Raw genomic sequence first — 23,733 nt, forward strand, 5'->3', positions numbered from 1 at the left:
ATTATTTTATATTTGCTTTATTTGTTAATAAAAAAACAAGAAAACCCTTGCATTGGAGGCGACATGTGTTATACTTATCACGTAAAAACTGTTACATAAAACAGAAACGGGAGGTCCATACGATGGAACAATGGAATGGATTTAAAGGAACTAAGTGGAAAGAAGGCGTGGATACACGTGACTTTATCCAAAACAACTATACAGAATACCGCGGTGATGACAGCTTTTTAGAAAAACCCACTGAAGCAACAGAAAATTTGTGGGAAAAATTACAAAAATTGAATGATATCCAATTTGAACGTAATGGTGTATATGACATGGATACAGATGTCGTATCAACAATCACTTCTCACGAAGCAGGATACCTAGACAAAGATTTAGAAAAAATCGTCGGTCTGCAAACTGAAACTCCTTTGAAACAAGCATTCATGCCATTTGGTGGCATCAACATGGCGAATCATGCGTTAACAAGTAACGGCTATGAGCCAAAAGAAGAGTTAACACATATTTTCACAGACTGGAGAAAAACACATAACCAAGGTGTATTCGATGCTTATACTGCAGAAATGCGTGCTGCACGTAAAAACAAGATCATCACTGGACTTCCTGACGCTTACGGACGTGGCCGCATCATCGGTGACTACCGTCGTATCGCATTATACGGAATCGACTATTTGATGGCTCAAAAGAAAAAAGACCATGACAATACAGGCTACCATACGATGAGTGAAGAGGTTATCCGTCTTCGTGAAGAAATCTCAGAACAATATCGTGCATTAGCTCAAATGAAAGAAATGGCTGCAAAATATGGGTATGACATTTCAAAACCAGCTGCAAACGCAAAAGAAGCCGTTCAATGGTTATACTTTGGTTATCTAGCTGCAATCAAATCTCAAAATGGTGCAGCTATGTCGATCGGACGTATCTCTGCATTCTTAGACATTTATATCCAACGTGATTTAGACAACGGTGTGATCACTGAAAAAGAAGCACAAGAATTAATCGACCATTTAGTAATGAAATTACGTATGGTGAAATTTGCACGTACGCCTGAATACAACCAATTGTTCTCTGGCTTCCCGATCTGGGCAACCTTATCAATCGCTGGTATGGGCTTAGACGGACGTTCATTAGTCACAAAAAATGATTTCCGTATGTTGCACACATTGACAAATATGGGACCTTCACCAGAACCAAACTTGACTGTTTTATACTCAGAAAACTTACCAGAAGGCTTCAGAACGTATGCAAGTAAAATTGCGATCGAAAGTTCTTCGATCCAATTTGAAAATGATAACTTGCTTCGTGAACAATGGGGTTCAGATGACTGTGCGATTGCATGTTGTGTATCTGGAACGGTTGTTGGTAAAGATATGCAATTCTTCGGTGCTCGCGCAAACTTAGCTAAGGCTTTGTTATACGCGATCAACGGTGGCGTGGATGAAATGACAGGCGCACAAGTAGGTCCTGAGTATCGTCCGATCACAAGCGACACATTAGACTTTGAAGAAGTAAAACACAACTTCATGAACATCATGGACTGGTTAGCTGAGCTTTATGTCAATACGCTAAACATCATCCACTATATGCACGACAAATATTCTTATGAAGCAGCACAATTAGCTGTCATGGATACAGACTTGAAACGTACATTTGCGACAGGTATCGCAGGTATCTCTCACGCAGCAGATAGCTTATCTGCAATCAAATATGCACAAGTTAAACCAATCCGTAATGACAAAGGGATCACAGTTGACTTTGAAGTAACTGGTGACTTCCCTAAATATGGTAATGACGATGACCGTGCCGATGAGATCGCTGAATGGATCTTAGAATACTTCATGGGTCAAATCAAACGTCATAAAACTTACCGTAATTCAACTCCGACAACTTCATTATTAACGATCACATCAAATGTCGTTTACGGGAAAAATACTGGGAATACACCTGACGGACGTGAAGCTGGTAAACCTTTAGCACCTGGTGCAAACCCAAGTTATCAAGCAGAACAAAATGGGTTGCTTGCAAGCTTGAACTCAACTGCGAAATTCAACTATGCACACGCACGTGATGGTATCTCTAATACACAAACAATCAACCCTTCTGGTTTAGGGAAAGATGAAGAAACAAGAATCGACAACTTACGTAACGTCTTAGATGGTTACTTCTCAAGAGGAGCATACCACTTGAACGTGAACGTATTCAGTAATGACTTATTGCGTGATGCCATGGAAAAACCAATGAAATATCCAAACTTAACGATCCGTGTTTCTGGATATGCGGTTAAATTCCGTGACTTGACAAGAGAACAACAATTAGACGTATTAATGAGAACGTCACACGACAGAATGTAAGACAATTAATGCAGTGTAAAAAGGAAAGGCAAAAGTTCCGCATGAGCTTTTGTCTTCCTTTTTTACAACTATATGTAAAAAAAGGATATATAGAGTGTTAGAGGCAAACAGATAGATCTCCTCTTCACAGCATGTTGAGAAGTCGCAACATTGTCCGTGGCTCATAACGAAAGAAACTAAAGAAAAGAAGTGATTAAAATGGAAGAACAAACAAAAGGCTATGTCCATTCGATTGAAACATTTGGGTCTGTAGATGGACCAGGCGTTCGCTTTGTCGTCTTCATGCAAGGTTGTCGCATGCGTTGTGAATTTTGCCATAACCCAGACACCTGGAATATTGGTGGAGGAAAAGAATATACCACAGATGCAATTTTAGACCAAGCAGAACGTTACCGTTCTTATTGGGGGAAACAAGGAGGGATCACGATCAGTGGTGGTGAACCTTTATTGCAGATCGATTTCCTGATCGAATTATTCCAAAAGGCGAAAAAACGTGGCATTCATACAACAATCGACACATGTGGAAAACCATTTAGCCATGATGAGCCTTTCTTTTCTCGTTTTGAAGAGTTGATGAACTATACGGACTTACTGTTATTCGATATCAAACACATCGATAACGAAGCACATAAAAAATTAACTCATTGGGGCAATGAAAATATCTTAGAAATGGCTCAGTATCTTTCAGATATCAAGAAACCTGTCTGGATTCGTCATGTGTTAGTCCCAGAACGTAGTGACTATGATGAGTATTTGATCCGCCTTGATGCATTCATCAAAACACTTGAAAATGTCGATCGTGTCGAAATCCTTCCTTATCATACAATGGGTAAATACAAATGGGAAACGCTTGGTTTGACGTATCCATTAGAAGGAATCGAACCACCGACAAAAGAACGAGTAGAAAATGCAAAACGTCTTCTTCATATCGAAGATTATACAAAGTATTTAACTAGATAGACGCGAACGGAAGGAAGATAAGTATTGCTTCTTTCCGTTTTTTTGCTATTATTGAATAGGAGAAAACAAAAAGGAGCGAGTCAAATGTCAAAAGTTTTAGTTTTTGGTCATCAAAATCCTGATACAGATGCAATTGGAGCAGCGATTGCATTTTCATATTTGCAAAATCAATTAGGAGTAAACGCTGAGCCTGTCGCTTTAGGCACGCCAAGTGAAGAAACACAATTTGCAATAGATTACTTCAAATTAGAGGCGCCTCGAGTGATCACATCGATCAAAGAGGAACAAGCAGATGTCATGCTTGTCGATCATAATGAATTCCAACAAAGCGTAATAGATATTGCGGAAGCTACGATTCTAGCAGTAGTTGACCATCATCGTATCGCCAACTTTGAAACAGCGAATCCATTGTATTATCGTGCTGAACCAGTGGGTTGTACAAGTACGATCATTCTAAAATTATTTAAAGAAAATCAAATTGAGATTCCGAAAGAAATCGCTGGAATCATGTTATCAGCAATCATTTCAGATACATTGTTGTTCAAATCACCAACTTCAACAGAAGCAGATCAATTGGCTGCAAAAGAGCTAGTTGAAATCTCTGGTGTAGACTTAGAAGCGTATGGTTTAGACATGTTGAAAGCAGGTACAAATCTAAGTGATAAACCAGCAGAAGTATTACTTGATCTAGATGCGAAAAGTTTCCCTATGGGTGAAGCAAGTGTTCGTATCGCTCAAGTCAATACAGTTGATCTAAATGAAGTAATGGATCGTCAAGCTGAACTTGAAACTGCTATGCAAACAGAGATCGCGACAAATGGGTATGATCTTTTTGTTCTTGTTGTAACAGACATCTTGAACAGCAACTCAGAATTATTGATTGCTGGTGAAAGAAAAGAACAAGTTGAACAAGCTTTTGGCGTGAAGTTAGAAAATAATCGCGCATTTTTACAAGGGGTCGTTTCACGTAAAAAACAAGTGGTACCTCAATTAACAGAAGTTTTCAATTAGGCAATGAGATTGGAAGAAGGGAGTGGGAGTGTAACCAGTTGGCTGGGACCTCCCGCTTTTTTCATTCAAGGTGTCACATAGAAAGCAGGTAAACAGATATGCAATATTTTTATTCTTTAGAGAACGAACGAAAACTAATTGAGCATCCGCTCTTCCAACCAATGATCGACTATTTGATCGAACAAGGCTCACAAGAGGTCATTTTACGCCAACTAAAGAAAGCATTTCCCCAAAAGAAAATGGAACACTTTCTTGATCAAATGATCGATAGTGGCTTGATCATCCGAGAAAATCGCCGTTACCGCTGTGCTTTTCCGGTCTATGACCAAGGAGATTTCCAAACAGAGATCAATCAACTGACTAAAGAATTGATCAATGAATTAATGAAACAACCGGAACACCTCAGAAATCTCTTCTTATCAGAAGAAATTTGGGATTTCTGCCATGAAACAACGTCTCCTTATTTTTATGCCACTACTTTTTCAGTTCCTACGATTGTGCGGTTGGAAGCAGGAAATGAGAACTATCGCTTTGTAACGCTCAACCAAGGAGAGAACGTGGTTTCTTTACCAACGTATTTCCATCTCCAAAAACAGCAAACCCCACTATATGAGGAATTTCAGGCTCTAGGGCAGTTGATTGGCGATGTGAATGAAACCTATTTTTTTGACCAAATAGAAGTGATTATCGAACGAATTTGTGAAAACAAATACAAAAAACGCCGTGAGTCGATTTTTTTAGATGCCTTATTATTAGCGGGGGTTGTTGTCCAACAGGAGCAATATCAATTGCTCTTGCCTGTAACAGAGGATAGGAATGACGCATTGCTACAAAAATATAAACCTTCAACGGAAACACCGATGCAAGCCGCCTTTATTAAAGAACAAGCGTTGGTCGAAGTCATGCGGCAATTGGATTTAAAATCTTATTCTTATATCAAGAAAATATGACCTCAACAATTGTCGGGGATCCCGCCGACTAAAACCGAAAAAAGTGAGAACAGAAGGAACTACTTCGAAAAATCAGGCAGCATCCACAAAAATTAGAAAATAATTTTTGTGGATGCTGCCTGATTTCACGAGACTTAACACTCCTGTCCAGATCTCATTGGGATCATGCTGCTTTACGAAAATGCCGCATCATATAAGCCAAATTCCCAATAAACAAGATATCTAGAATATTACTAGTGATTTGGATATTGGCAGAATTAATCGATGGCGCAAAGGCTAGGATGAATAGTGCTACGAGACTATAGCAAAAACAGAAAAAGGTGCTGGTTTGTATGACCATTGGCATTCTTAATTGCTTGGTGATCAATGAAAAAATAAAGAAAGTAAATATCGTTAAAATCACAACTAAACCGTTAATAATGAAGAAAAAAAGTGAATCTTGATTAACCGTATAGAGCATAGCTGTTAAAAGGTTCAGTGATTTCAGTATCACGAAAATAACATTTACTTCATTAAATGTATTCATCTTTTTTTTAGCAAAATAGGCGGCGAAACATAACGAGAAGATAAGGCCGCAGAAAGTAGAAAGAATCAAGAATATTGGGTTGTCAGTCGATTGGTTCAGCTCGGAATGGTCAAGCAATAACCAGCCAAATGAATTGCATGGGATGCTTGAAGTCTTAAAATAAGCATAAAAGAAAAAAAGTAAAGCATTCAAAACGGCAAAAACAGATCCCCAATGTAGATAGGTCGTTGTTTTTTGTTGTATTTCCATAAGTACTCCCATAAATTTAATGATATACAATATAATAACAAAATGATGAGGAATTGTCGATGGTTTTTAATAAAACAAATAAATAGACGATGGTCGGATGAAAAAATTTCATCGGATCATCGTCTATTTTGTGAATATTCATTTCACATTACTTCGACGTTTGCGCACTTTCTTTGTCCAGAATCCGCCAGAAATATATTTTGGTTCGTAGGAGATAATAAAAGCGCGTTCTTCAACTTCTTTGATCAAGCGATAAAGCTCACGTTCACTTTTGCGTGGAGATAAAATCTCTAGAACTAACCGTTCACCTTCTAAACCAGTTGCTGACGTTTGAGTCACTCCAAACCCATTTTGTCGAAGAATGATCGGTAAATTTTTATCCTCTGAAGTATTTGCTGGTAGGATCGTCGTTACCATGATATATCCTAGTGCTAATTTATCCTCAATGGCAATCCCAACACTGATACCAACAGCATAGCCTAACGCATAAACGAACAAATTCAATGGATTATCTAAGCGGTCTAAAACCAGCGATAAACCAACGATATAAATAGTGATCTCAACCATACTAACTAATGGAGCGATGTAGCGATAGCCTTTCATGGTCAACATAAAGCGTAGGGTATTTAATGTGATGTAAGCGAAATTGATGAAAAAGATCATCGCTAACATTTTTGGATCGAACATAATAAGAACTCCTTTCAGTAGCGTCTATGTTCATCATATCAGAAATAATGCGATTGAAGAAAAGAATAAACGTTTATTACTTTAAAAAAATGATAAAATGATTATAATAGAATTATAAAGAGAGTCAGGTGAGCGCGATGAAGCGAATGAACAGGGTCATTGGAGTCAGTCATATATGTAGTATTTTTCTTAGTATGTATTTAGGGACCCATGCGATCCAACAACCCATTGAAGCGAATTCCTTGTTATTCCCAATCTCACTAACTGATGGGGTAATATTAAGTATTTTTCTTTTTCTAATGGTGTTTATTGGTAATATTTTTGGTAGTGTGGCTAGCTTCTTTAAAATGTCGATTTCCCCAGCCTTATCCATAGGATTAGGAACCATAGGAATATTCGCCATGTTATTCTTTGTTAAAAGAATGGATTTTTATACTATTACATTTGGGCTACTATGCCTTGTACAAGTCATGCTAAGTTTATGGTTGTCTTTACGGTCAACCAATCTAATGAAAATCAGGTGAATCAATCAGTGAATCCAATTATTTTGAAACGAACCATCAAAAACATACCCGTATTAGAAGTTGTCCAAAAAGAGTTGAAGACAGAGAAAATCCCAGTAGTGATCTACTATCATGGTTGGCAGACAAGCAAGGAGCTTGTATTGACTCAAGGTAGAAAAATGGCTAAAAAAGGGATGCGAGTTTTGCTTCCAGATGCGATGAACCATGGCGAGCGTAAACAACCCGTTTCAAAAATTCCTTCCTTTACTTTTTGGAGTAGTATCTACGGGAATCTATTCGAGTTTGATACATTGATCGAACATCTAAAAAAACGTGAACTTCTTTCAGATAAATTAGCTGTGGGTGGTGTGTCAATGGGTGGAATGACCACTTGTGCATTGCTAGCCAAACACCCAGAAATCACTGGCGGAATTTGTTTGATGGGATCACCATCACCACTTGAATATGGTGAAGAAATCTCACGTAGAGCACAAGAATTCCAGTACAAGTTGCCCGTTGACTACTTTGATTTGATTTCTTGGGTTAACCAATATGATCTATCTTTACAACCAGAAAAATTAGCAGGTCGTCCTTTATTTTTCTGGCATGGTGAAAAAGATGAAAAGATTCCTTTTCGACAAGTGTCTAAATTTGTCAAAAAAAACCAAGATAAGTCTTATGGTAAGGGAATCGTCTTTCGTGCTTCTTCGGAAAAACGTCATATGGTTGAAGTCCCATTGATGGATGAAGCAGCGGATTTTTTGAGCCAAATGATGGCTGTGTCTATATAGTAAGTAAGAGGACTAAATAGATAAAACGTCTATCAAAGAGAAATTTTTTTCTTTGATAGATTTTTTTTTCAGAACTACTTCAGAGTTGCTCTTTTTTAGCACAAATCTTTGCTATAATGACTATAGTTATGGAATTAGGCATGGAAGGGGAGATTTTATGCCAACATTGGCAGATGTAGCTAAACGAGCAAATGTCTCGAAAATGACGGTTTCTCGGGTGATCAATCATCCAGAACAAGTCACTGATGAGCTAAAGGAACTAGTTTTTACAGCCATGGCTGAATTGGATTATCGTCCAAATATTGCAGCAAAAGCGTTAGTTTCGAACCGTTCACAGATCATCAAGTTGTTTATTCTTGAGGAAATCGATACCACGGAACCCTATTATATGAATCTACTCATGGGAATTGCTAAAAGGATTGGTAAAGAGCACTATTCCTTGCAATTAGTGACCAACGATGCTTTTGACGTCGGCTCCTGCGATGGTTATATCATCACTGGCGTGCGTCAAAGAGATTTTGATTGGATCAATCGTCTAGAAAAGCCAGTCGTGTTATTTGGTGAAAATCGTATGGGCTATGATTATGTTGATAGCGATAATCAATATGGGACCGCCAAAGCGACACAATATGCCTTAGAAGTTGGTTATCAAACGGTTGTTTATATCGGCATTGATGAAGCAGAACCTTTTGAACTATCTAGAGAAGCGGGCTATCTAAAAGTGATGGAAGAGGCCGGGCTAACTCCGAAAATGCTGCGTTTTGATAATCATTCCACCACACCAGAAAAATATATCACGGAACATTGGGACGAATTTTCAGATAAAACGTGTTTTGTTTGCAGTTCTGATCGTTTAGCGCTTGGTATCGTTCGTGGCATCACACAAGTTGGCGGACAGTTACCCGATCAATTTGGCGTTATTGGTTTCGATGGCGTATTTCTTGATCAAATCAGTTCCCCAAAACTGACTACCGTTAAACAAGACATCATTCGTATGGGGGAAGTGTGCGGCGAAATGCTATTAAAGAAAATTACTGAAAAAGGAGCAAGCCAAGGATACCGTCACTTTTTCCCAGAATTGATCATTCGTGAAACGACAAGAAAGTTAAATAAGACTAACGCTTAGCTATAGAAAATAGACGATTTGTGCTATTATAAGAGAAAGTCCACTTAAAAAGGATGGTTTACATGACAGAAATCAAACGAAAACATTTTCGCTTTCCTGCATACGATGATCACATAGGTGTAAAGTTAAAAAATGAAAATAGGCGTGTGCTGTTTGACGGACAAGATGATCTGATGACCGATACAAGCGACAAACCATTGTTCGAGCAAATCAATGAATTTCATTTTGAGGATTATTCAAAAAATGAAAAAAATCCTCATTCGACAGTCAATGTTCGGCATGCTTCAACACAAAAAGCAAATCTAGCAAAACATAAACAAAATTTGCCAGACTATAGGCAGAGTAAAAAAACACAAACCAAACGAAACAGTCAGACGAATTTTGGCTATAATCGTCATGCCAGCCCTTCAGAGCAAAGACCAACACAAGAAAAAACAAGCCAATCACGAAGTGTATTCAATAGTTCGGGAAGAGAACGTTCTTATTTTGTACCTAAGTACGTACCAGCTTCGATCATTCCTGATCCGAAGAAAAATAAAATCTCTGAAGAAGAATTGCTCGCTTCGATCAAAAAAGAAAAGAATGCGTATCTTTTATTTGAAACAGAAAATACACCCTATGATGGAAAACAAGGTGTAACAATGAACCAAGAGAAAAGTTCAAGTAAGAAAACTCATGGAGTATTAGATCGTTCGTTGGAAGGCCTGATCAATGACCAAGGTAATTCCTTGAAAGGCAATGGTTATTTCCAATAAGTAGTGACTGCTCAAGTATGAGAAAAAGTTGTTCCTTCAAACATTCAGACACATAAGAAACAAGCAGGACTTGTGAAAAAATGTCTGGATGTTGGAGCGGAACAGCTTTTTTTTGACCGACTATATTATTGCAGTAGAAAGGAACAGGAAAATGATAAATAGACCCTCATCAATGAAAAGGTTTGGTTTTACTTATGAGACCCCTTATCCACAATTGATTGAAGAAGATACTATGGTACCAAAACCTGGCGAACACGACTTATTGATCGAAGTTGTAGCACTTTCGATCAATCCTATAGATACGAAGCGAAGAGAAATCGTCAAAGAAGAAACATTCACTGTGCTCGGCTATGATAGTGTGGGTTATGTACGGGAAATGGGCGCGGCTGTAAAGGGGTTCGAGCTGAATGACCGTGTCTATTATGCAGGAACGACTCAACGTGAAGGGAGTCAACAAGAGTATCAAATCGTTGATGCACGGATCGCTGCAAAGGCTCCTAAGAATCTTAGCGACGAAGCTGCTGCAGGGATTCCATTGACTGCACTCACTGCCTATGAATTGCTATTTGAAAATTTTCAGTTAGTTCCTCAAGAAAAAGCAAATGAAGGGAAAGAGCTTTTGGTGATCAATGGAGGAGGTGGCGTTGGTTCGATCATGACGCAACTAGCGAAGTGGACGGGTATGAAAGTTTATGCAACTGCTAGTCCGCACAATTTTGGATGGCTTGAAAAAAATGGCGTAGATGTTCCGATAGATTACCATCATTCTCTTTATGACCAATTAAAACAAGCTGGGAGCGATGGTGTTGACTATATCGCAGTGTTGTATGATATTGAATCCTATCTACCAGAAATAAAAAAAATCATTCAACCTTTAGGGCATATCGGAATGATCGTCAATACAAAAGCGAAAATCGATTGGAATGAATATAAAAATGATTCAATCAGCTTCCATTGGGAGTATGTTTTCACGAAAACAGATCATAATAAAGAAATCGCAACACAAGGCGCAATCCTAGAGACATTGACAAAGTTATTTGAAGAAAATAAACTTCATAGCCACGTAACCACTGTTTACTCAGATGGTATCAGCCGAGCTTCACTTGAACAAGCGATGAAGTTGGTGAAGGAAGGTAGCCAGCAAGGCAAAGTCGTTTTGTCAGGTGGGTTCAAATCCACCGGTGGAAAAATGGCTCGATAAGACAAGTAGTAAGAATGACTATAAAAAAGCAACTGTGGCTGGAACATGGTTTCTCTCGCACTATCTAAAACCAGATAAACGGCGAGAAATAAATACTTCTGTTCCGACCTCAGTTGCTTTTTATGGTAAGAGTTCAATCTATATATGAATCTTCCACAGGTTCTAATTGATTGACTGTTGGGGATGGAGCTGTGATTTTTTTGAAAGGATTAGCGAAGCGGAAGTACTTCACTTTATTCAATGTATAAGATAAAATTGAGCAACTCAAAAGAGTATAGGCAAAATGCGTAAAATCCAAATACAACAAAGACACAACTAAAATCCCAAACGTGATAACAAATAGACTTTTCCCGATATTCACATGATAATATTTTTCAATTGCTTGATAAACGATATCGGTTCCGCCAGTGCTGCCCCCAAAACGAAAAACTAAGCCACAACCGATTCCCGAAAGAATGCCAGTCATTAGACTATTCACTAAAAGATTTCCAACAGCAAAGTGGACATTTAAATTTTCCCATACATGCAAGAAGAAGACCAGAGAAAATGTTCCGACGATCGTTCGAATAAATGCATGTTTTCCAAAAATAAACAAGGAAATCAGCAATAAAGGTAAATTTATGATCAGTGAGGTGATGGAAGGCGCAAAGCCAAATAAATGATTAAGTAAAAGAGCAATTCCTGTGACACCACCGTCAGCTAATTTTGAAGGGAGATTGATTCCGGTTACCGCTAATCCATAAAGAGCAGCCCCAAAAATAATTCCACATAAGTCTAATAAAAATTTTACTTGTTTCATCTCTAACCTCTTTTCTTTTTGAAAATTTTCAGCAATCTTTATATTACACTGAACGGCTCTATAAATTCAATAGGTAAATAGAAAAAAATATACATAATGAAGTGTATTTAATTTCGGTCAATCATTCCTTGTAAAACAATCTTTTAAATCAAAAATGATTCTATGTAAAAATATGTATTGCATAATTTAGGGATAAAAAAATAGTGAATAAAATAGTGTGATAAATAAAAAAATGTATTTAAATATAAAAAAACATAAATTATTTTATTAAATTTAACGATTATGATGTTAAAACAACCGATTTTTACTTTTTTGGTCACTGACACACAACTTAAAGTATAATAATTATTGAACAAGCCAGTAAACAAGTATCTCCCCCACGAGATTTTAAAAGTTACTGGCTGTTTTTTTTGTTCAAAATTCCAACTTCTACTTTACAACGGGAACAATTGTTCGTATAATAAAAGAGCGAACAATCGTTCGGTATAAAATAATAGAGGTGATCAGAGATGCAATCAATGAGACGTTTTGGTGCGATGTTGTTGATTTTATTTTTTGGAATTATTATAGGTAATTATGGGTTACAAACAGCATTATTGATTTTTTTACCTTCGTTTGTATTATGGTTTGTGATGTGGGATGAAAAAAAATATCGACAAAATGAACGAAAACGCAGGTATGAAGAAACCTTCTATCAACATAGAGCTACGTACGATTCAAAATAACTAAATACAAAAACAAAACTTGCAATCACTTCTCACCATCTAGTCGATTGCAAGTTTTTTTTAAAACAACTTAGTTGGGGATTTACTTCGCTATGTTTATACTTAAAGGAGAACAGAAAGGAAGGTCATATGAATACGTTTATCGAAACGCTCAGTGAGAGAAAAGAAGAGTTATTCGCAGCAACATTTCAGCACTTATCTATTTCATTGATTGCATTATTGATTGCCGCAGTGATTGCGATCCCGCTTGCTATTTGGGCAGTCAACCACAAAAGAATGGCAGAATTTTTGTTACAAGTAACGAGTGTGCTGCAAACCATTCCCTCACTTGCACTTTTAGGATTATTGATTCCATTTGTAGGGATTGGCACTTTACCGGCATTGATTGCCTTGATCTTATACGCCTTATTACCGATATTTCAAAGCACTTATATAGGATTAGCAGAAATCGATCCATCAATTGAAGAAGCAGCAGTTGCTTTTGGGATGTCTCGTTTTCGAAGATTGATCAAAGTAGAGTTACCCATCGCGCTGCCTGTCATTATCTCAGGTATCCGCACTGCGTTAGTATTGATCATTGGTACAGCAACATTAGCAGCCTTGATCGGTGCTGGCGGGCTAGGAACATTTATCTTACTAGGAATCGATCGGAATACACCTGTTTTAACTTTGATCGGCGCAATCAGCTCCGCCTTGTTAGCTATTGTTTTCAGTAGCTTGATCCGTCTATTACAACACTTGAAACCTCGTTATACGATGATCACTTTAGGCTTGATTTTGACTTTAGTCGCAGGTGCTTCCATTTATCAAACTGGTTTCTTAAAACAAGAGAAAATCACGATTGCCGGTAAGCTTGGTGCAGAACCAGATATATTGATCCAGATGTACAAAGGATTGATTGAAGAAGAAACCGAAGCGGAAGTCGAATTAAAACCGAATTTCGGTAAAACCAGTTTTCTATTCAGCGCTTTAGAAAACAAACAAATTGATATTTATCCTGAGTTTACTGGAACAGTATTAGAGAGTCTGGTTACAGTTCCAGAATCAATCAAGGACCAAAAATTAACAAAAGAAGAAACGTATCACGAGGCCAATAGACTGTTAAATGAACAGTTCTCAATGACACTTTTAAGTCCGATGGCTTATCAAAACACATATGCTCTTGCTGTTAAACGTGACTTTGCGGATGAGCACCAAGTAAAATCAATTTCTGATTTAGCTAAAATCGAAAATCAAATCAAGGCAGGGTTCACGTTAGAATTTATCGATCGTGCAGATGGGTACAAGGGGATACAGGAACTTTATCAGTTAGATTTTCCGAGTGTCCAAAGCATGGAACCTAGTTTGCGTTACCAAGCAATAAATAATGGTGATGTCAATGTAGTTGATGCCTATTCTACCGACAGTGAACTGAAACAATACGATTTAGTCGTCCTAGAAGATGACCGAGGCTTGTTCCCTACCTACCAAGGCGCACCATTGATGAATGAAGATTTTGCCAATGATCATCCAGAAGTCGTGGCAGCTTTAGAGAAACTTAGCGGCAAAATAACGGAAGAACAGATGCAAACGATGAATTATCAAGTAAATGTCGAGAAAAAACAACCAGCTGAAGTGGCACGACAATTTTTGGTTGACCAAGGTTTAGTGAAGGAGGATAACAATTGACCGAACTGATTGAATTTAAAAACGTCCAAAAAACCTTTAATGACAAGTATGCAATTAGACAATTAGACCTTTCAATCAATGAGGGAGAGATCTTTGTATTGGTAGGTCCTTCGGGAAGTGGAAAGACAACTTCACTAAAAATGATCAATGGACTCTCATTACCAAGTGTCGGTGAGGTATATTTCAAAGGTAAATCATTAAAGGACTATAACTTGCAAAAAATGCGTTGGCAAATGGGATATGTCTTGCAACAGATTGCATTATTTCCAACGATGACTGTCAAACAGAATATCGAAGTGATCCCTGAAATGTTAGGCTGGGAAAAACAGAAACGATCCGAGACTTCGGATCAGTTACTGACAAAAGTTGGTTTAGATCCTGATGTCTATCGTGATCGAATGCCACAAGAATTGTCTGGAGGAGAACAACAGCGTGTAGGGATCATTCGGGCGTTAGCAGCCAATCCTGAAGTGATCTTGATGGATGAGCCTTTCAGTGCGTTGGACCCTCTATCAAGAACTTCCTTGCAGGAGCTTGTTTTATCACTTCATAAAGAATTAGGTACGACGATTGTTTTTGTTACCCATAATATGGAAGAAGCAATTAAACTAGGGGATCGCATCGCTGTGATGAAAGAAGGGGCATTGATCCAATGTGATACACCAGAACAATTATTGATGCATCCTAAGAATGACTTTGTACGTAGTTTCTTCGAGGAATCGATCCAAGAAAAAGATCAGACAGTTGAACAACTTGTACTTGCTGGCTTTTTTGAGAAAGAGATCACTGAACAACGAAGAGTGGTTCAGCTTGATACACCACTAAAACAATTATTTGCTCAACTAGAAGCAGTCGAAACAGTCAACATCTATAAACAAGAAATTCCGATTGGATCGATCTCCAGAGAAAATGTCTTTGCATTTCTAAGTGGGAAACAGAGTTGATTTGGATGTTTTAGACAGGTGAACAATGACTTGTTTAGATAACTAGACACAAAGAAGTAGTGGTTCAATAAAAGTTATTTAAAAAAATATTAGAATAACAAATAAAGAAATGATTGAATAAAGGCGTTGATTTTCGGATGCTTTTATTCGATCATTTATTATTACGAATATTATTTAACGGTAAATTAAAAATATCTCATGTTATCTTCATTTTTCTTGTAGACATAAGACGATTTATATTTTAAAATTATGATTAAGTAATAGTACATATATTTTTGTTGGAATCTTATTTCAATGATAAATCTAAAAGAAAATTGAATAATCATATAAGAAAAAAATGAAAAAATCACAGACGGGGTGTTATTTTTTTGTTTATTACTGTGCTTTTTTATTAGATTTGGGGGAGTAAAATGAAAGGAATATTAAATAAACAAAGTACAAGGCAATTAGCATTATTAGAATTGCTGTGGGAAAATGAATGGTTGACCGTATCGAAAATTGTCCAAGTCATCGGGGGAGTCGAAAAGACGATACGAACGGATATCAAACATTTAAATGAAATAATCAAACCGCTTAAAATTGAAACATCTTTTAAACACGGGGTTTTCTTGGATAAAACACTTGGGGTCTCAAAAACACATCTTTATTCTTTGTTTTTGCAAAACTGCATCGAATGTCAGATCATCGAAGAAATTTTTATCAATCCGAAGCTTTCTAAAGGTGAGTTATGTGATTGCTTGTTTATCTCAGAGACACAGTTGAACCGCTTGTTGGCCAAGCTAAATTCAGTTTTAGAAAAATTTTCAATACAAATCAGTCATGAATTGACGATTGAAGGTTCAGAGATAAATATTCGTAAATTATTTGCTAGTTTGATGTATGAAAAATATCTTTCTGCGGAACCGCTTCTTTTAAAAGAAGAGTTTGACCTGATCGATCGATTGATCCAATGTTTTTATGAGGAAAACATAACGATCATTGAAGCGAATGACCAACATCATTTTTTATTAAATAAAATACATTTAAAAGTACTAGCTGCGCTATATCGATGCAAGCAAGGCGGTTTTATAGAAAAAAAAGCAACTGTTTTTAACTACAAAACCATTTTGAATGACGAAGAATTAAAACGTAGATGTAAAGAATCTTTTGAAATTGAACTGAATGAAGACATATTATACAATTTATTTGCCAACTATTGCGAACCTTTTAAAGTGACCGGAGCTTGCCAACAGTTTGGTATGTTTCAATCATCCTTACATAGTAAAATTGAACGACTGATCAAAGATTTATCTCAACGATTTAATATCGAGTGTTCCCATAGTGATACATTGATTGCTGACATTTTATGGAGTAGTTTTCGAATCACTGGCCCGACTTTCATATTGAACAATGTGATTGAAGAATTTGTTTTAGAATTAATGGGTGAAAATCAAACAATCATGTTTGAATTAAGAGAGTGTTTTGCAGAAATATATGAAGAACTTGAACTTAAACCGTTTGATAAGAAAAATATGGTGTATCAATCGATCTATAGTTTGGTTACACAGTGGTCTGATTTTAGGATCGAGATGAAAAAGACCCATCAGATCAAGGCTGCATTGATCTTGGATGTTCCCATTGGTCATTTGCGTATGTTGAAGGAAGAAATCGAAATGCATTTCAGAAGTACGTACTCCGTTGATATCTTGTCACCATTTGATCTGTTCAGCCAAGTAAAATTAGAAAAATATGACTGTGTGTTGACAGATGTTTGTACAATCCGAGGGTCTATCGAACAACCGAGGGTGATTGGCATCCCACATTATTTCGATAATGAGTTCATTCACAAATTACATACTTTTATTATAAACAGAAAAGAAAGTGTCAAGTTATTTAGAAAAGAACTTGTGATGTAATCTGTTTAATAATCCAATTTATTAGATATGCCTATACTGGTATATCTTTTCTTATTTTTAATTAATAAAAACGCAAAAAATCATTGCTAAACATCTGTTTTGAAAATGGTTATAAATAGAATGATCACTGAATAAATGAGAATACATTAACTTTTTAATCTATACCAATTTTTTTAATGATAGAATTATTGACATTTTCAATACATTCACCTATAAGTTCTAACGTTATTTTACCAAGCGGTCGGTAGATTGAGATTATTTTTAGATAAATCATTATGTTAAAAATAATGTAGACGTTCAATATTTTTTGTTTGGAGAGGTGGAACCGAAATGAGAGAAATCTTAGATGGACGTTTGAAACGTCAGTTGAAGATTTTGGAAATATTATGGGATACTCAGTGGATGACGACAGCTGAATTAGCCGAAATGATCGAAAGCTCAGAAAAAACAACTCGAAATGATCTTTCACAAATCAATGAGATGATTGCACCGCTGACAATTGAAACCTCCTTTAGATCAGGAGTATTGCTAAAGAAAAATATGAAAACACCAAAAGCATTCATCTATTCAAAAATTTTGAGTAAAAGTTTGGAATATACCTTACTTGAGACACTATTTTTTAGAAGAGTAAGTTCAAAAGACGATCTAAGTGATAGTTTATACATATCTGAAACACAAGTATCACGTGTTATTAATCGAATCAATCAAGTCATCAGTAAATATGAATTTCAAATCAATAATCATCTCGATATTGTAGGTAATGAAGGGAATATTAGAGATTTTTTTTCTGCTTTCTTTGCAGAAAAATATAATTTACCTGAGAATTTAATGAAAGGCGATGATCTCTCTCTGATCACGGATATCATCGAAGTATTTGTAAAAGAGAATACGATCTGGGCATTAGTCAATAATGACAATCATTTGTTTTTAGGAAATATGAAATTTCATTTATTTATTTGTTTTGTTCGTTTGAAGCAAGATTATCAGTTGATATCGAGGAATATACCGTTTATTTTCCAACATTTCGCAAATGAAACAGAACTTTTAGGACGTATCAATGAAAAGTTTGTCGTCAATTTAAGAGAAGAAAACCTCCAACAACTTTTCTATGAGTTTTATCAACCGATTCATCCGACTTTACGATTACAATATTTAAATGTCCAAGTTGATGCAGTAAATCAAAAAAATAAACTAAATCAAGTAATTGAATACTTAGAAAATAAGTTCGGTATAATTTGTGAAAATCGTGATCAATTGATTCATGATATTTATTGGACAACCATGAATATGGTAAGACCCACCTATATTTTACATAATAAGAAACGAGAATTTTTTCAAAACGTAAAAAGAGACAGTCCCACACTAGTGAAAGATTTAGAAGACCGATTTTTTGAGATTTATCAGACATTAGGATCTGCATTTCATAGTTATTTAGATGAAATGATCCATCAATCTGTCTTCAAGTTGTTGACTTCCTGGTCAGATCTATGGGTACAAGTACGGAAGCAAAAGATAAAACTCAATGTCGCCCTATTATTAGATAGTTCTTATGATCATATGTGTATGCTCAAAGAGGAAATCAAATTTTATTTTCGACATAATATCAATATAGAGATTCTTCACCCTGCGACAAAAATACAAAATGATTATTTAAAAAAGTTTGATTGTCTTCTGACAGATATATATTTCAATGACTATTTTGAAGTGCCTACTCTTGGAATTTCTAACTATTTAGATGAAGTCATCATTGATAAATTGGTCGAGTACTATCACATCAAAGTGGATGAACTTGCTGAGATTTGATCTACTATACAAAAATCAGTTGGCAATTATTTCTGTTGGTGGGAATTATTAAGAAAAGTTCAAACTGATTAGTTAAAATAATATGTTATTTATTTTTTCTTGATTTCATATGGACTCTATAATGCTATTTTATCACTGTTATATATGGGTGATTGGTCAATTATTGTAAGTCTGGTTTGTATTTGTTACTAAAATAAATAACTATATATTCTTATTTTGTTTACCAAACTGGCGGTAAAACTTGGTTTTAAAAGTGCTGGTTTTTTAAGGATAATTGTTTTGTGGGAATTGTGTCGTTTATATTAGGAGGTGAAGGGTGAGATAAAAAAGACGATGTATTACATGATAGGTGTGTTGTTGTTATGCTTTATGAGTCCAACTGTCTATCATGCTCAACAATCAGAAATACAAACAGTTCATGTCGAAGCAACGATCGGTGATTTAGGTAATAGTTCCGAAAATCAAGACGACACAGGGCAGAGTACCCAAAATGAAGAACAGCAAGCTACAGGTCCAACATCAAACAAAAGTGAAGGTTCTTCCTCTAAATTCCCACAAACTGGGGAACGTTTGACCAATGGAATTGCTTTGATCGGTTTATTGCTTACTCTTTTTTCGATAGGATCGTTTTATACATTCAATCAAAAAGAAGAACGACTACAAAAAATTTAGTGAAATAATATAGATTATTTCAGCAAGGAGAGAAATTCAATATGAAGAAGCTAAGTAATTTAGCGATTGTATCTACAATTTTATTAAGTGGTTTAGGACTTGGTTCAATAAACGTTGCTGCCAATGACTTGGGATGGATTCCTGGACAACCAGACAATACACCGGGACAAACGATCAAAGGTGATGACAAAGCAGATGTTCAAGTTTCAGGATGGATCGGAGAATGGGATCCAGTTGATCCAGAAGATAAACGCTATATCGATATCACGATCCCAACGACTGTAAGATATGCAAATGCGATGGCAGAAGACGGAACGCCTCAACCAGAGATCGTTTCCCCATTATATGCAATGACAAATAATTCAACTTCACATAGAGTGATGATCGAAGTAGATAGTTTTGCGGAGACAAGCTCAACTGGGATCACTCAAGATTTGTTCTTTACACCATTAAATGAAGCAGCGGTTCGTTTGCAAAGTGCTTCTGGACAGTTCTTGAATACTCGTACTTATTTGACAACTATTGGAACAGGACAAACAAAATCCTTGAAATTTGAAGGAGCAATCACTAGTCCTTTCCAACAGGATGTTATTGTGACACCTGCATACACGATGTCATTCCATTTTTCTGCATTAGCTAACTAATCTTAGCAAAGTTGATAAGTATTCCATTACTCAGTTTAGTAGAAAGAGCCTGAATGAAAGACTTTTCAGTTATAATTTTGAGAAAGGAGGTTGAGAAAAATGGCACATAGTAATAATATTGAAAAAAAGAATCATAGTAAAAAGAAGAGAACTTATATCTTGTTTTCTTTGCTACTCGTATGTCTTGTAGCAGGGATCGGCGGATACTTTTATTTTAATCAATCTCCTCCTCAAGTAGTGGCAGGATTGCCTGATTTAGATGATCATCTGTCAAGATTGAGTAATGAAGAGATTTTAAAAGCAATGCAAGATCAAGTAGATAAAGACAAAATGCGTATTCTTTTGAAACATGATATAGAAGTTGATAAAGAAGGAAAAGCGAGTGTCGATGTACGTAATAATGGTCAGAATGCATTCAATATCCAAGTAGAATACTATCTAGCATCAAATAATAAACAATTGTATAAATCAGGATTGATTCCTCCAAACAACCGAATAGACTCTATCCCTTTTGAGAATCTACCTGATGCTGGCAGTCATGATGTTAGAATTTTATACAATATTTATAACGAAGAAAAATTGGTCAATACAACAACGATCGATGGTAAAATCAACATTAGTTGATCGCTGATTGAAGGTAACATAAATAAAAAATGGAAGGCTCTGAAAATAGATTATCTATTTTCGAGCCTTCCAATTTTTTATTTAGCTTTTAACTCAATGATAAATTGTTCTTAGTACCAACCGTTAGCTAACCAGAAAGCTTTGGCTGCATCCCAAGAGCCATAACGAGAAGCAACATATTGTTCTGCCACTCTTTCTTGATTGGCAGCAGAATAGTCACCGTTCAAGTAAGAAGAGTCTAATTGGTAACGGCCGATATAACGTCCGTTTGTTGCTGTATAAGAACCGCTAGATTCTTTTTGTGCGATCCATTCTTTGGCATCGTTCGTACCAGTTGAAACAGCGACTTCAGTAGCTGGTGCTTGTTCTACAACTGGTGCTTGTTCTACTACAGGTGTTTCCACAACTGGCGCTGTTTCTTGAACAGGTTCTACAGGTGCTTGAGTAGCGACAGGAGCAGTTGCTTGCTCACCAGTAGGAATAGTTAATTCTTGACCTGAAAAAATCAGGTGAATGTTTGAGATTGAGTTAGCTTCGGCAATTGTTTGGATCAAGGAGTTGTCACCAACGTATTTTTGAGAAATCGTTGATAAAGTATCACCTGATTGAACAGTGTAGGCTTCGTCTGCGTGTGCAGAAGTACCCATAAATAATGCAGCGCCGGCGGCCAAAGTTGTTCCAAAAAGAATAGTTTTAAGTGATTTCATGAAAGATCTCCTTCGTATTTTAAAAAGTTATTTTGATTAGCTGTTTTCGCTAACGAGTAATACTTTACCATGATGAGACATTTCATAGGTGATAAAAACGTAACAGTTTATGACAAAGCTACCTTTTTTGTAATATTCAACGAAACATATGTAATCGAAAAACGCTTTCTTTCTTTTAATTGAAAGAATGTATGTTCTCGTTTTTTGATGAAAAAAATTAGTTAAGAAAATATTAAGCGGATAATAAATATGTTTTTTTCTATTGTAGAAGATAAAATGGGTGGCTATCTATCAGTCATAATAGCTATTCTTAAGCCTAATGACGACAATCAAAGGAGTAAATAATAAAAAAACATGGAGCAAATGGTTGCCCCATGTTCTAAAAAAATCAAATCCCAATTATTGATGTTCTACACGATTGGAGATCATTGGAAAGAATTTCAAACAATAAATAGCACAAATCCCAACAATAATATATATAGCTTTAGCTAAAATAGTCGTAGAGCCGCCTGCAATCGTCGCAACTAAATCAAATTCTAATAAACCGACTAACAACCAGTTCAATCCTCCAACAATCAACAATGTTAAAGCAATCATATCTAATGTTTTCATTGAAATTACCCCTTTCCTATATGACATACTATTATTATAAAACAATTAAAGAATTTGTACTAAAATATTGCCTGTAATTTAATTTATAGTCCTTTCATTTCAACGTTTTATAGAATTTGAAAATTTAAAATAGATATGTCTTGACAATAGACAAGTAAAAGATTAGATTTAGCTGGTTATAAAATAATAATATTTATTAAGGAGAAGAACATGAAAAAAAAATGGATGATTACTGGATTGATTGCATTATTGCTAGGGGCTATTGGTTATACGGGCACACGGTTTGCAGGAGAAGTTTTATTCTGGGGTGGAGAATCTGATATCACTAAGATCAACGAAAATTTAGAAAAACTTGATCAACAGTTAACAAGCCATGACCAAAAAATCACTGACTTAAATAGTCAATTAGCAATAAAAAATCAAGATCTTCAAAATATACAAACAAAAGCGCAAGAATACCAAACAAAGATCACTGACTTGGAAACGCAAAAAAGCCAATTGGTTGCTGAACATGCAAATTTACAAAACCAATTAACTAGTAAAGAAAATCAATTAAATGACAAACAAATCGAAATCAACAATAAGATCAATGAAATAACTCAAAAAATAAACGAAATCAATACCCTAAATAGTCAATGGAATACTAGACTTCAAGAAATCCAGGGCAAATATACAGAGATGCAAAGTACTGTTAATCAATTAAACGAACAAATCAGCCAATTAAATCGAGAAAAAACAAATTTGCAAGCTGATTTAGCAACCGCGAAGAAACAATTAGAAACTATTTCAGCAGAAAATAGTAATTTGAGAAGTTATATCGCACAATTAGAAAAAGCGAGAAACGATGCAAAGCAAACGGCGGAAAAATCTCAACAAATCGTTGATCGCCAAGTGAATAAGTAGACGTTAAAGATACTTTTTTAGAGTTGTTTTTCCAAGGAAAATCACTTGAAAAACGGAACGTTTGTTCGTATAATGGTGATGAGGGGAGAGATGACAATGGAAAGAAAATATGGAACAGTCTCAAAAATCAGAACGATCAAACTAGGGGAACGACCACTGATCCGTTTTACTTTAGGCTCAGAGAATTGCTTGATTGCTAATCATAGTCTTAATTTTATTGCCGATGTAGATGAAGGAATGAAGATATTTGTGAAAGGCTACTATAATAACCGTAAGCAATTTGTCGTCAAAGACTACACGGTATTAGAAAAATCAAACATTGTTGTCGCTTTTGAAAATAGTCTCTTCCCTAAACAGAAGATCATCAAATGAGAGAACAAAGTCAATGTTCGATATTAAGAACTAATGGATTACTCTTATATAGGTAGAAAAATTGTAAATTGACTCGATGAACTGCCTTGTTTTTTTAATAACAAACAAAAAAACTCATGGCATAAACCATGAGTTTTACTTATTTATGCAGACGATGGGATTTGAACCCACACGAGCTTACGCTCACAAGACCCTCAATCTTGCATGTCTGCCGTTCCATCACGTCTGCAAGAAACAACACTTTAATCATAG

At 35.9% G+C, this 23,733-nt stretch carries 24 protein-coding genes and 1 tRNA gene; 19 read left to right on the plus strand and 6 right to left on the minus strand.

The window, feature by feature from the left end:
• Nucleotides 1–122: 122 nt before the first annotated feature.
• The 4 genes from pflB (at nt 123) to HZ311_RS13545 (ending at nt 5,275) form a co-directional block, all read left to right on the plus strand.
• On the plus strand, nt 123–2,354 hold the full coding sequence (pflB, locus tag HZ311_RS13530; RefSeq protein ID WP_137072196.1) for a formate C-acetyltransferase: 2,232 nt from the start codon (nt 123–125) through the stop codon (nt 2,352–2,354).
• 198 nt (nt 2,355–2,552) lie between these two features.
• The gene (gene pflA / locus HZ311_RS13535) at nt 2,553–3,314 is read left to right on the plus strand and encodes a pyruvate formate-lyase-activating protein (RefSeq protein ID WP_137072198.1); all 762 of its coding nucleotides are present in this window, start codon (nt 2,553–2,555) and stop codon (nt 3,312–3,314) included.
• 84 nt (nt 3,315–3,398) lie between these two features.
• A complete protein-coding gene (locus HZ311_RS13540; protein ID WP_137072200.1) occupies nt 3,399–4,325 on the plus strand; it encodes a manganese-dependent inorganic pyrophosphatase in 927 nt (308 codons plus the stop codon).
• 98 nt (nt 4,326–4,423) lie between these two features.
• Nucleotides 4,424–5,275, plus strand: coding sequence for a DUF1803 domain-containing protein (locus HZ311_RS13545; protein WP_023519493.1), 852 nt, complete (start codon nt 4,424–4,426; stop codon nt 5,273–5,275).
• 163 nt (nt 5,276–5,438) lie between these two features.
• On the opposite strand, the gene HZ311_RS13550 is transcribed toward HZ311_RS13545, so the two are convergent.
• Both HZ311_RS13550 and HZ311_RS13555 read right to left on the minus strand, forming a co-directional pair.
• Nucleotides 5,439–6,050 carry a hypothetical protein gene (locus HZ311_RS13550; RefSeq protein ID WP_178946751.1) on the minus strand — a complete coding sequence of 204 codons (612 nt, stop codon included), beginning with the start codon at nt 6,048–6,050 and terminating at the stop codon, nt 5,439–5,441.
• 138 nt (nt 6,051–6,188) lie between these two features.
• On the minus strand, nt 6,189–6,737 hold the full coding sequence (locus HZ311_RS13555; protein ID WP_019724126.1) for a DUF2179 domain-containing protein: 549 nt from the start codon (nt 6,735–6,737) through the stop codon (nt 6,189–6,191).
• A 137-nt stretch (nt 6,738–6,874) separates the two neighbouring features.
• On the opposite strand from HZ311_RS13555, the gene HZ311_RS16000 reads away from it, so the two are divergent.
• From HZ311_RS16000 to HZ311_RS13575, 5 genes are all read left to right on the plus strand, one after another.
• Nucleotides 6,875–7,261, plus strand: a complete 387-nt coding sequence (locus tag HZ311_RS16000; protein ID WP_041684187.1) for a hypothetical protein — start codon at nt 6,875–6,877, stop codon at nt 7,259–7,261.
• Between the two features lie 8 nt (nt 7,262–7,269).
• On the plus strand, nt 7,270–8,031 hold the full coding sequence (locus HZ311_RS13560) for an alpha/beta fold hydrolase (RefSeq protein ID WP_096081472.1): 762 nt from the start codon (nt 7,270–7,272) through the stop codon (nt 8,029–8,031).
• A 157-nt stretch (nt 8,032–8,188) separates the two neighbouring features.
• Entirely contained in the window at nt 8,189–9,157 is a 969-nt protein-coding gene (locus tag HZ311_RS13565) for a LacI family DNA-binding transcriptional regulator (protein WP_010735724.1), read from the plus strand.
• Nucleotides 9,158–9,219: 62 nt separating this feature from the next.
• A complete protein-coding gene (locus HZ311_RS13570) occupies nt 9,220–9,912 on the plus strand; it encodes a hypothetical protein (protein ID WP_010735723.1) in 693 nt (230 codons plus the stop codon).
• 154 nt (nt 9,913–10,066) lie between these two features.
• Nucleotides 10,067–11,113 carry a zinc-binding alcohol dehydrogenase family protein gene (locus HZ311_RS13575; RefSeq protein WP_371740689.1) on the plus strand — a complete coding sequence of 349 codons (1,047 nt, stop codon included), beginning with the start codon at nt 10,067–10,069 and terminating at the stop codon, nt 11,111–11,113.
• A gap of 133 nt (nt 11,114–11,246) precedes the next feature.
• On the opposite strand, the gene HZ311_RS13580 is transcribed toward HZ311_RS13575, so the two are convergent.
• Nucleotides 11,247–11,912 (minus strand): YitT family protein, encoded by a 666-nt coding sequence (locus HZ311_RS13580; protein WP_010735721.1) that lies wholly within the window; start codon nt 11,910–11,912, stop codon nt 11,247–11,249.
• A gap of 509 nt (nt 11,913–12,421) precedes the next feature.
• Here HZ311_RS13580 and HZ311_RS13585 point away from each other — a divergent pair.
• The 8 genes from HZ311_RS13585 (at nt 12,422) to HZ311_RS13620 (ending at nt 20,887) form a co-directional block, all read left to right on the plus strand.
• On the plus strand, nt 12,422–12,637 hold the full coding sequence (locus HZ311_RS13585) for a hypothetical protein (RefSeq protein ID WP_010735720.1): 216 nt from the start codon (nt 12,422–12,424) through the stop codon (nt 12,635–12,637).
• A 129-nt stretch (nt 12,638–12,766) separates the two neighbouring features.
• A complete protein-coding gene (locus HZ311_RS13590) occupies nt 12,767–14,305 on the plus strand; it encodes an ABC transporter permease/substrate-binding protein (protein ID WP_023519498.1) in 1,539 nt (512 codons plus the stop codon).
• Entirely contained in the window at nt 14,302–15,249 is a 948-nt protein-coding gene (locus tag HZ311_RS13595) for an ABC transporter ATP-binding protein (RefSeq protein ID WP_137072204.1), read from the plus strand. Before HZ311_RS13590 ends, HZ311_RS13595 begins: the two co-directional genes overlap by 4 nt.
• A 410-nt stretch (nt 15,250–15,659) precedes the next feature.
• Nucleotides 15,660–17,144, plus strand: a complete 1,485-nt coding sequence (locus HZ311_RS13600) for a helix-turn-helix domain-containing protein (RefSeq protein WP_178946752.1) — start codon at nt 15,660–15,662, stop codon at nt 17,142–17,144.
• Nucleotides 17,145–17,474: 330 nt separating this feature from the next.
• On the plus strand, nt 17,475–18,947 hold the full coding sequence (locus tag HZ311_RS13605; protein WP_023519501.1) for a helix-turn-helix domain-containing protein: 1,473 nt from the start codon (nt 17,475–17,477) through the stop codon (nt 18,945–18,947).
• A gap of 333 nt (nt 18,948–19,280) precedes the next feature.
• Entirely contained in the window at nt 19,281–19,619 is a 339-nt protein-coding gene (locus HZ311_RS13610; RefSeq protein WP_041684188.1) for an LPXTG cell wall anchor domain-containing protein, read from the plus strand.
• 41 nt (nt 19,620–19,660) lie between these two features.
• A complete protein-coding gene (locus HZ311_RS13615) occupies nt 19,661–20,263 on the plus strand; it encodes a hypothetical protein (RefSeq protein WP_010735714.1) in 603 nt (200 codons plus the stop codon).
• Between the two features lie 99 nt (nt 20,264–20,362).
• Entirely contained in the window at nt 20,363–20,887 is a 525-nt protein-coding gene (locus tag HZ311_RS13620) for a hypothetical protein (RefSeq protein ID WP_137072209.1), read from the plus strand.
• A gap of 110 nt (nt 20,888–20,997) precedes the next feature.
• Here the strand turns inward: HZ311_RS13620 and apf are convergent, their stop codons facing one another.
• Both apf and HZ311_RS13630 read right to left on the minus strand, forming a co-directional pair.
• The gene (gene apf, locus HZ311_RS13625; protein ID WP_016249999.1) at nt 20,998–21,594 is read right to left on the minus strand and encodes an aggregation-promoting factor; all 597 of its coding nucleotides are present in this window, start codon (nt 21,592–21,594) and stop codon (nt 20,998–21,000) included.
• A gap of 399 nt (nt 21,595–21,993) precedes the next feature.
• Nucleotides 21,994–22,206, minus strand: coding sequence for a DUF378 domain-containing protein (locus HZ311_RS13630; RefSeq protein ID WP_010735711.1), 213 nt, complete (start codon nt 22,204–22,206; stop codon nt 21,994–21,996).
• Nucleotides 22,207–22,416: 210 nt separating this feature from the next.
• On the opposite strand from HZ311_RS13630, the gene HZ311_RS13635 reads away from it, so the two are divergent.
• On the plus strand, nt 22,417–23,109 hold the full coding sequence (locus HZ311_RS13635; RefSeq protein WP_137072211.1) for a DNA-directed RNA polymerase subunit omega: 693 nt from the start codon (nt 22,417–22,419) through the stop codon (nt 23,107–23,109).
• Nucleotides 23,110–23,205: 96 nt separating this feature from the next.
• The gene (locus tag HZ311_RS13640; protein ID WP_034691354.1) at nt 23,206–23,481 is read left to right on the plus strand and encodes a hypothetical protein; all 276 of its coding nucleotides are present in this window, start codon (nt 23,206–23,208) and stop codon (nt 23,479–23,481) included.
• Nucleotides 23,482–23,627: 146 nt separating this feature from the next.
• On the opposite strand, the gene HZ311_RS13645 is transcribed toward HZ311_RS13640, so the two are convergent.
• Nucleotides 23,628–23,710 (minus strand) — tRNA-Leu (locus tag HZ311_RS13645).
• Between the last annotated feature and the right edge of the window lie 23 nt (nt 23,711–23,733).

Source organism: Enterococcus mundtii, from assembly GCF_013394305.1.
Taxonomy (GTDB): Bacteria; Bacillota; Bacilli; order Lactobacillales; family Enterococcaceae; genus Enterococcus_B; species Enterococcus_B pernyi.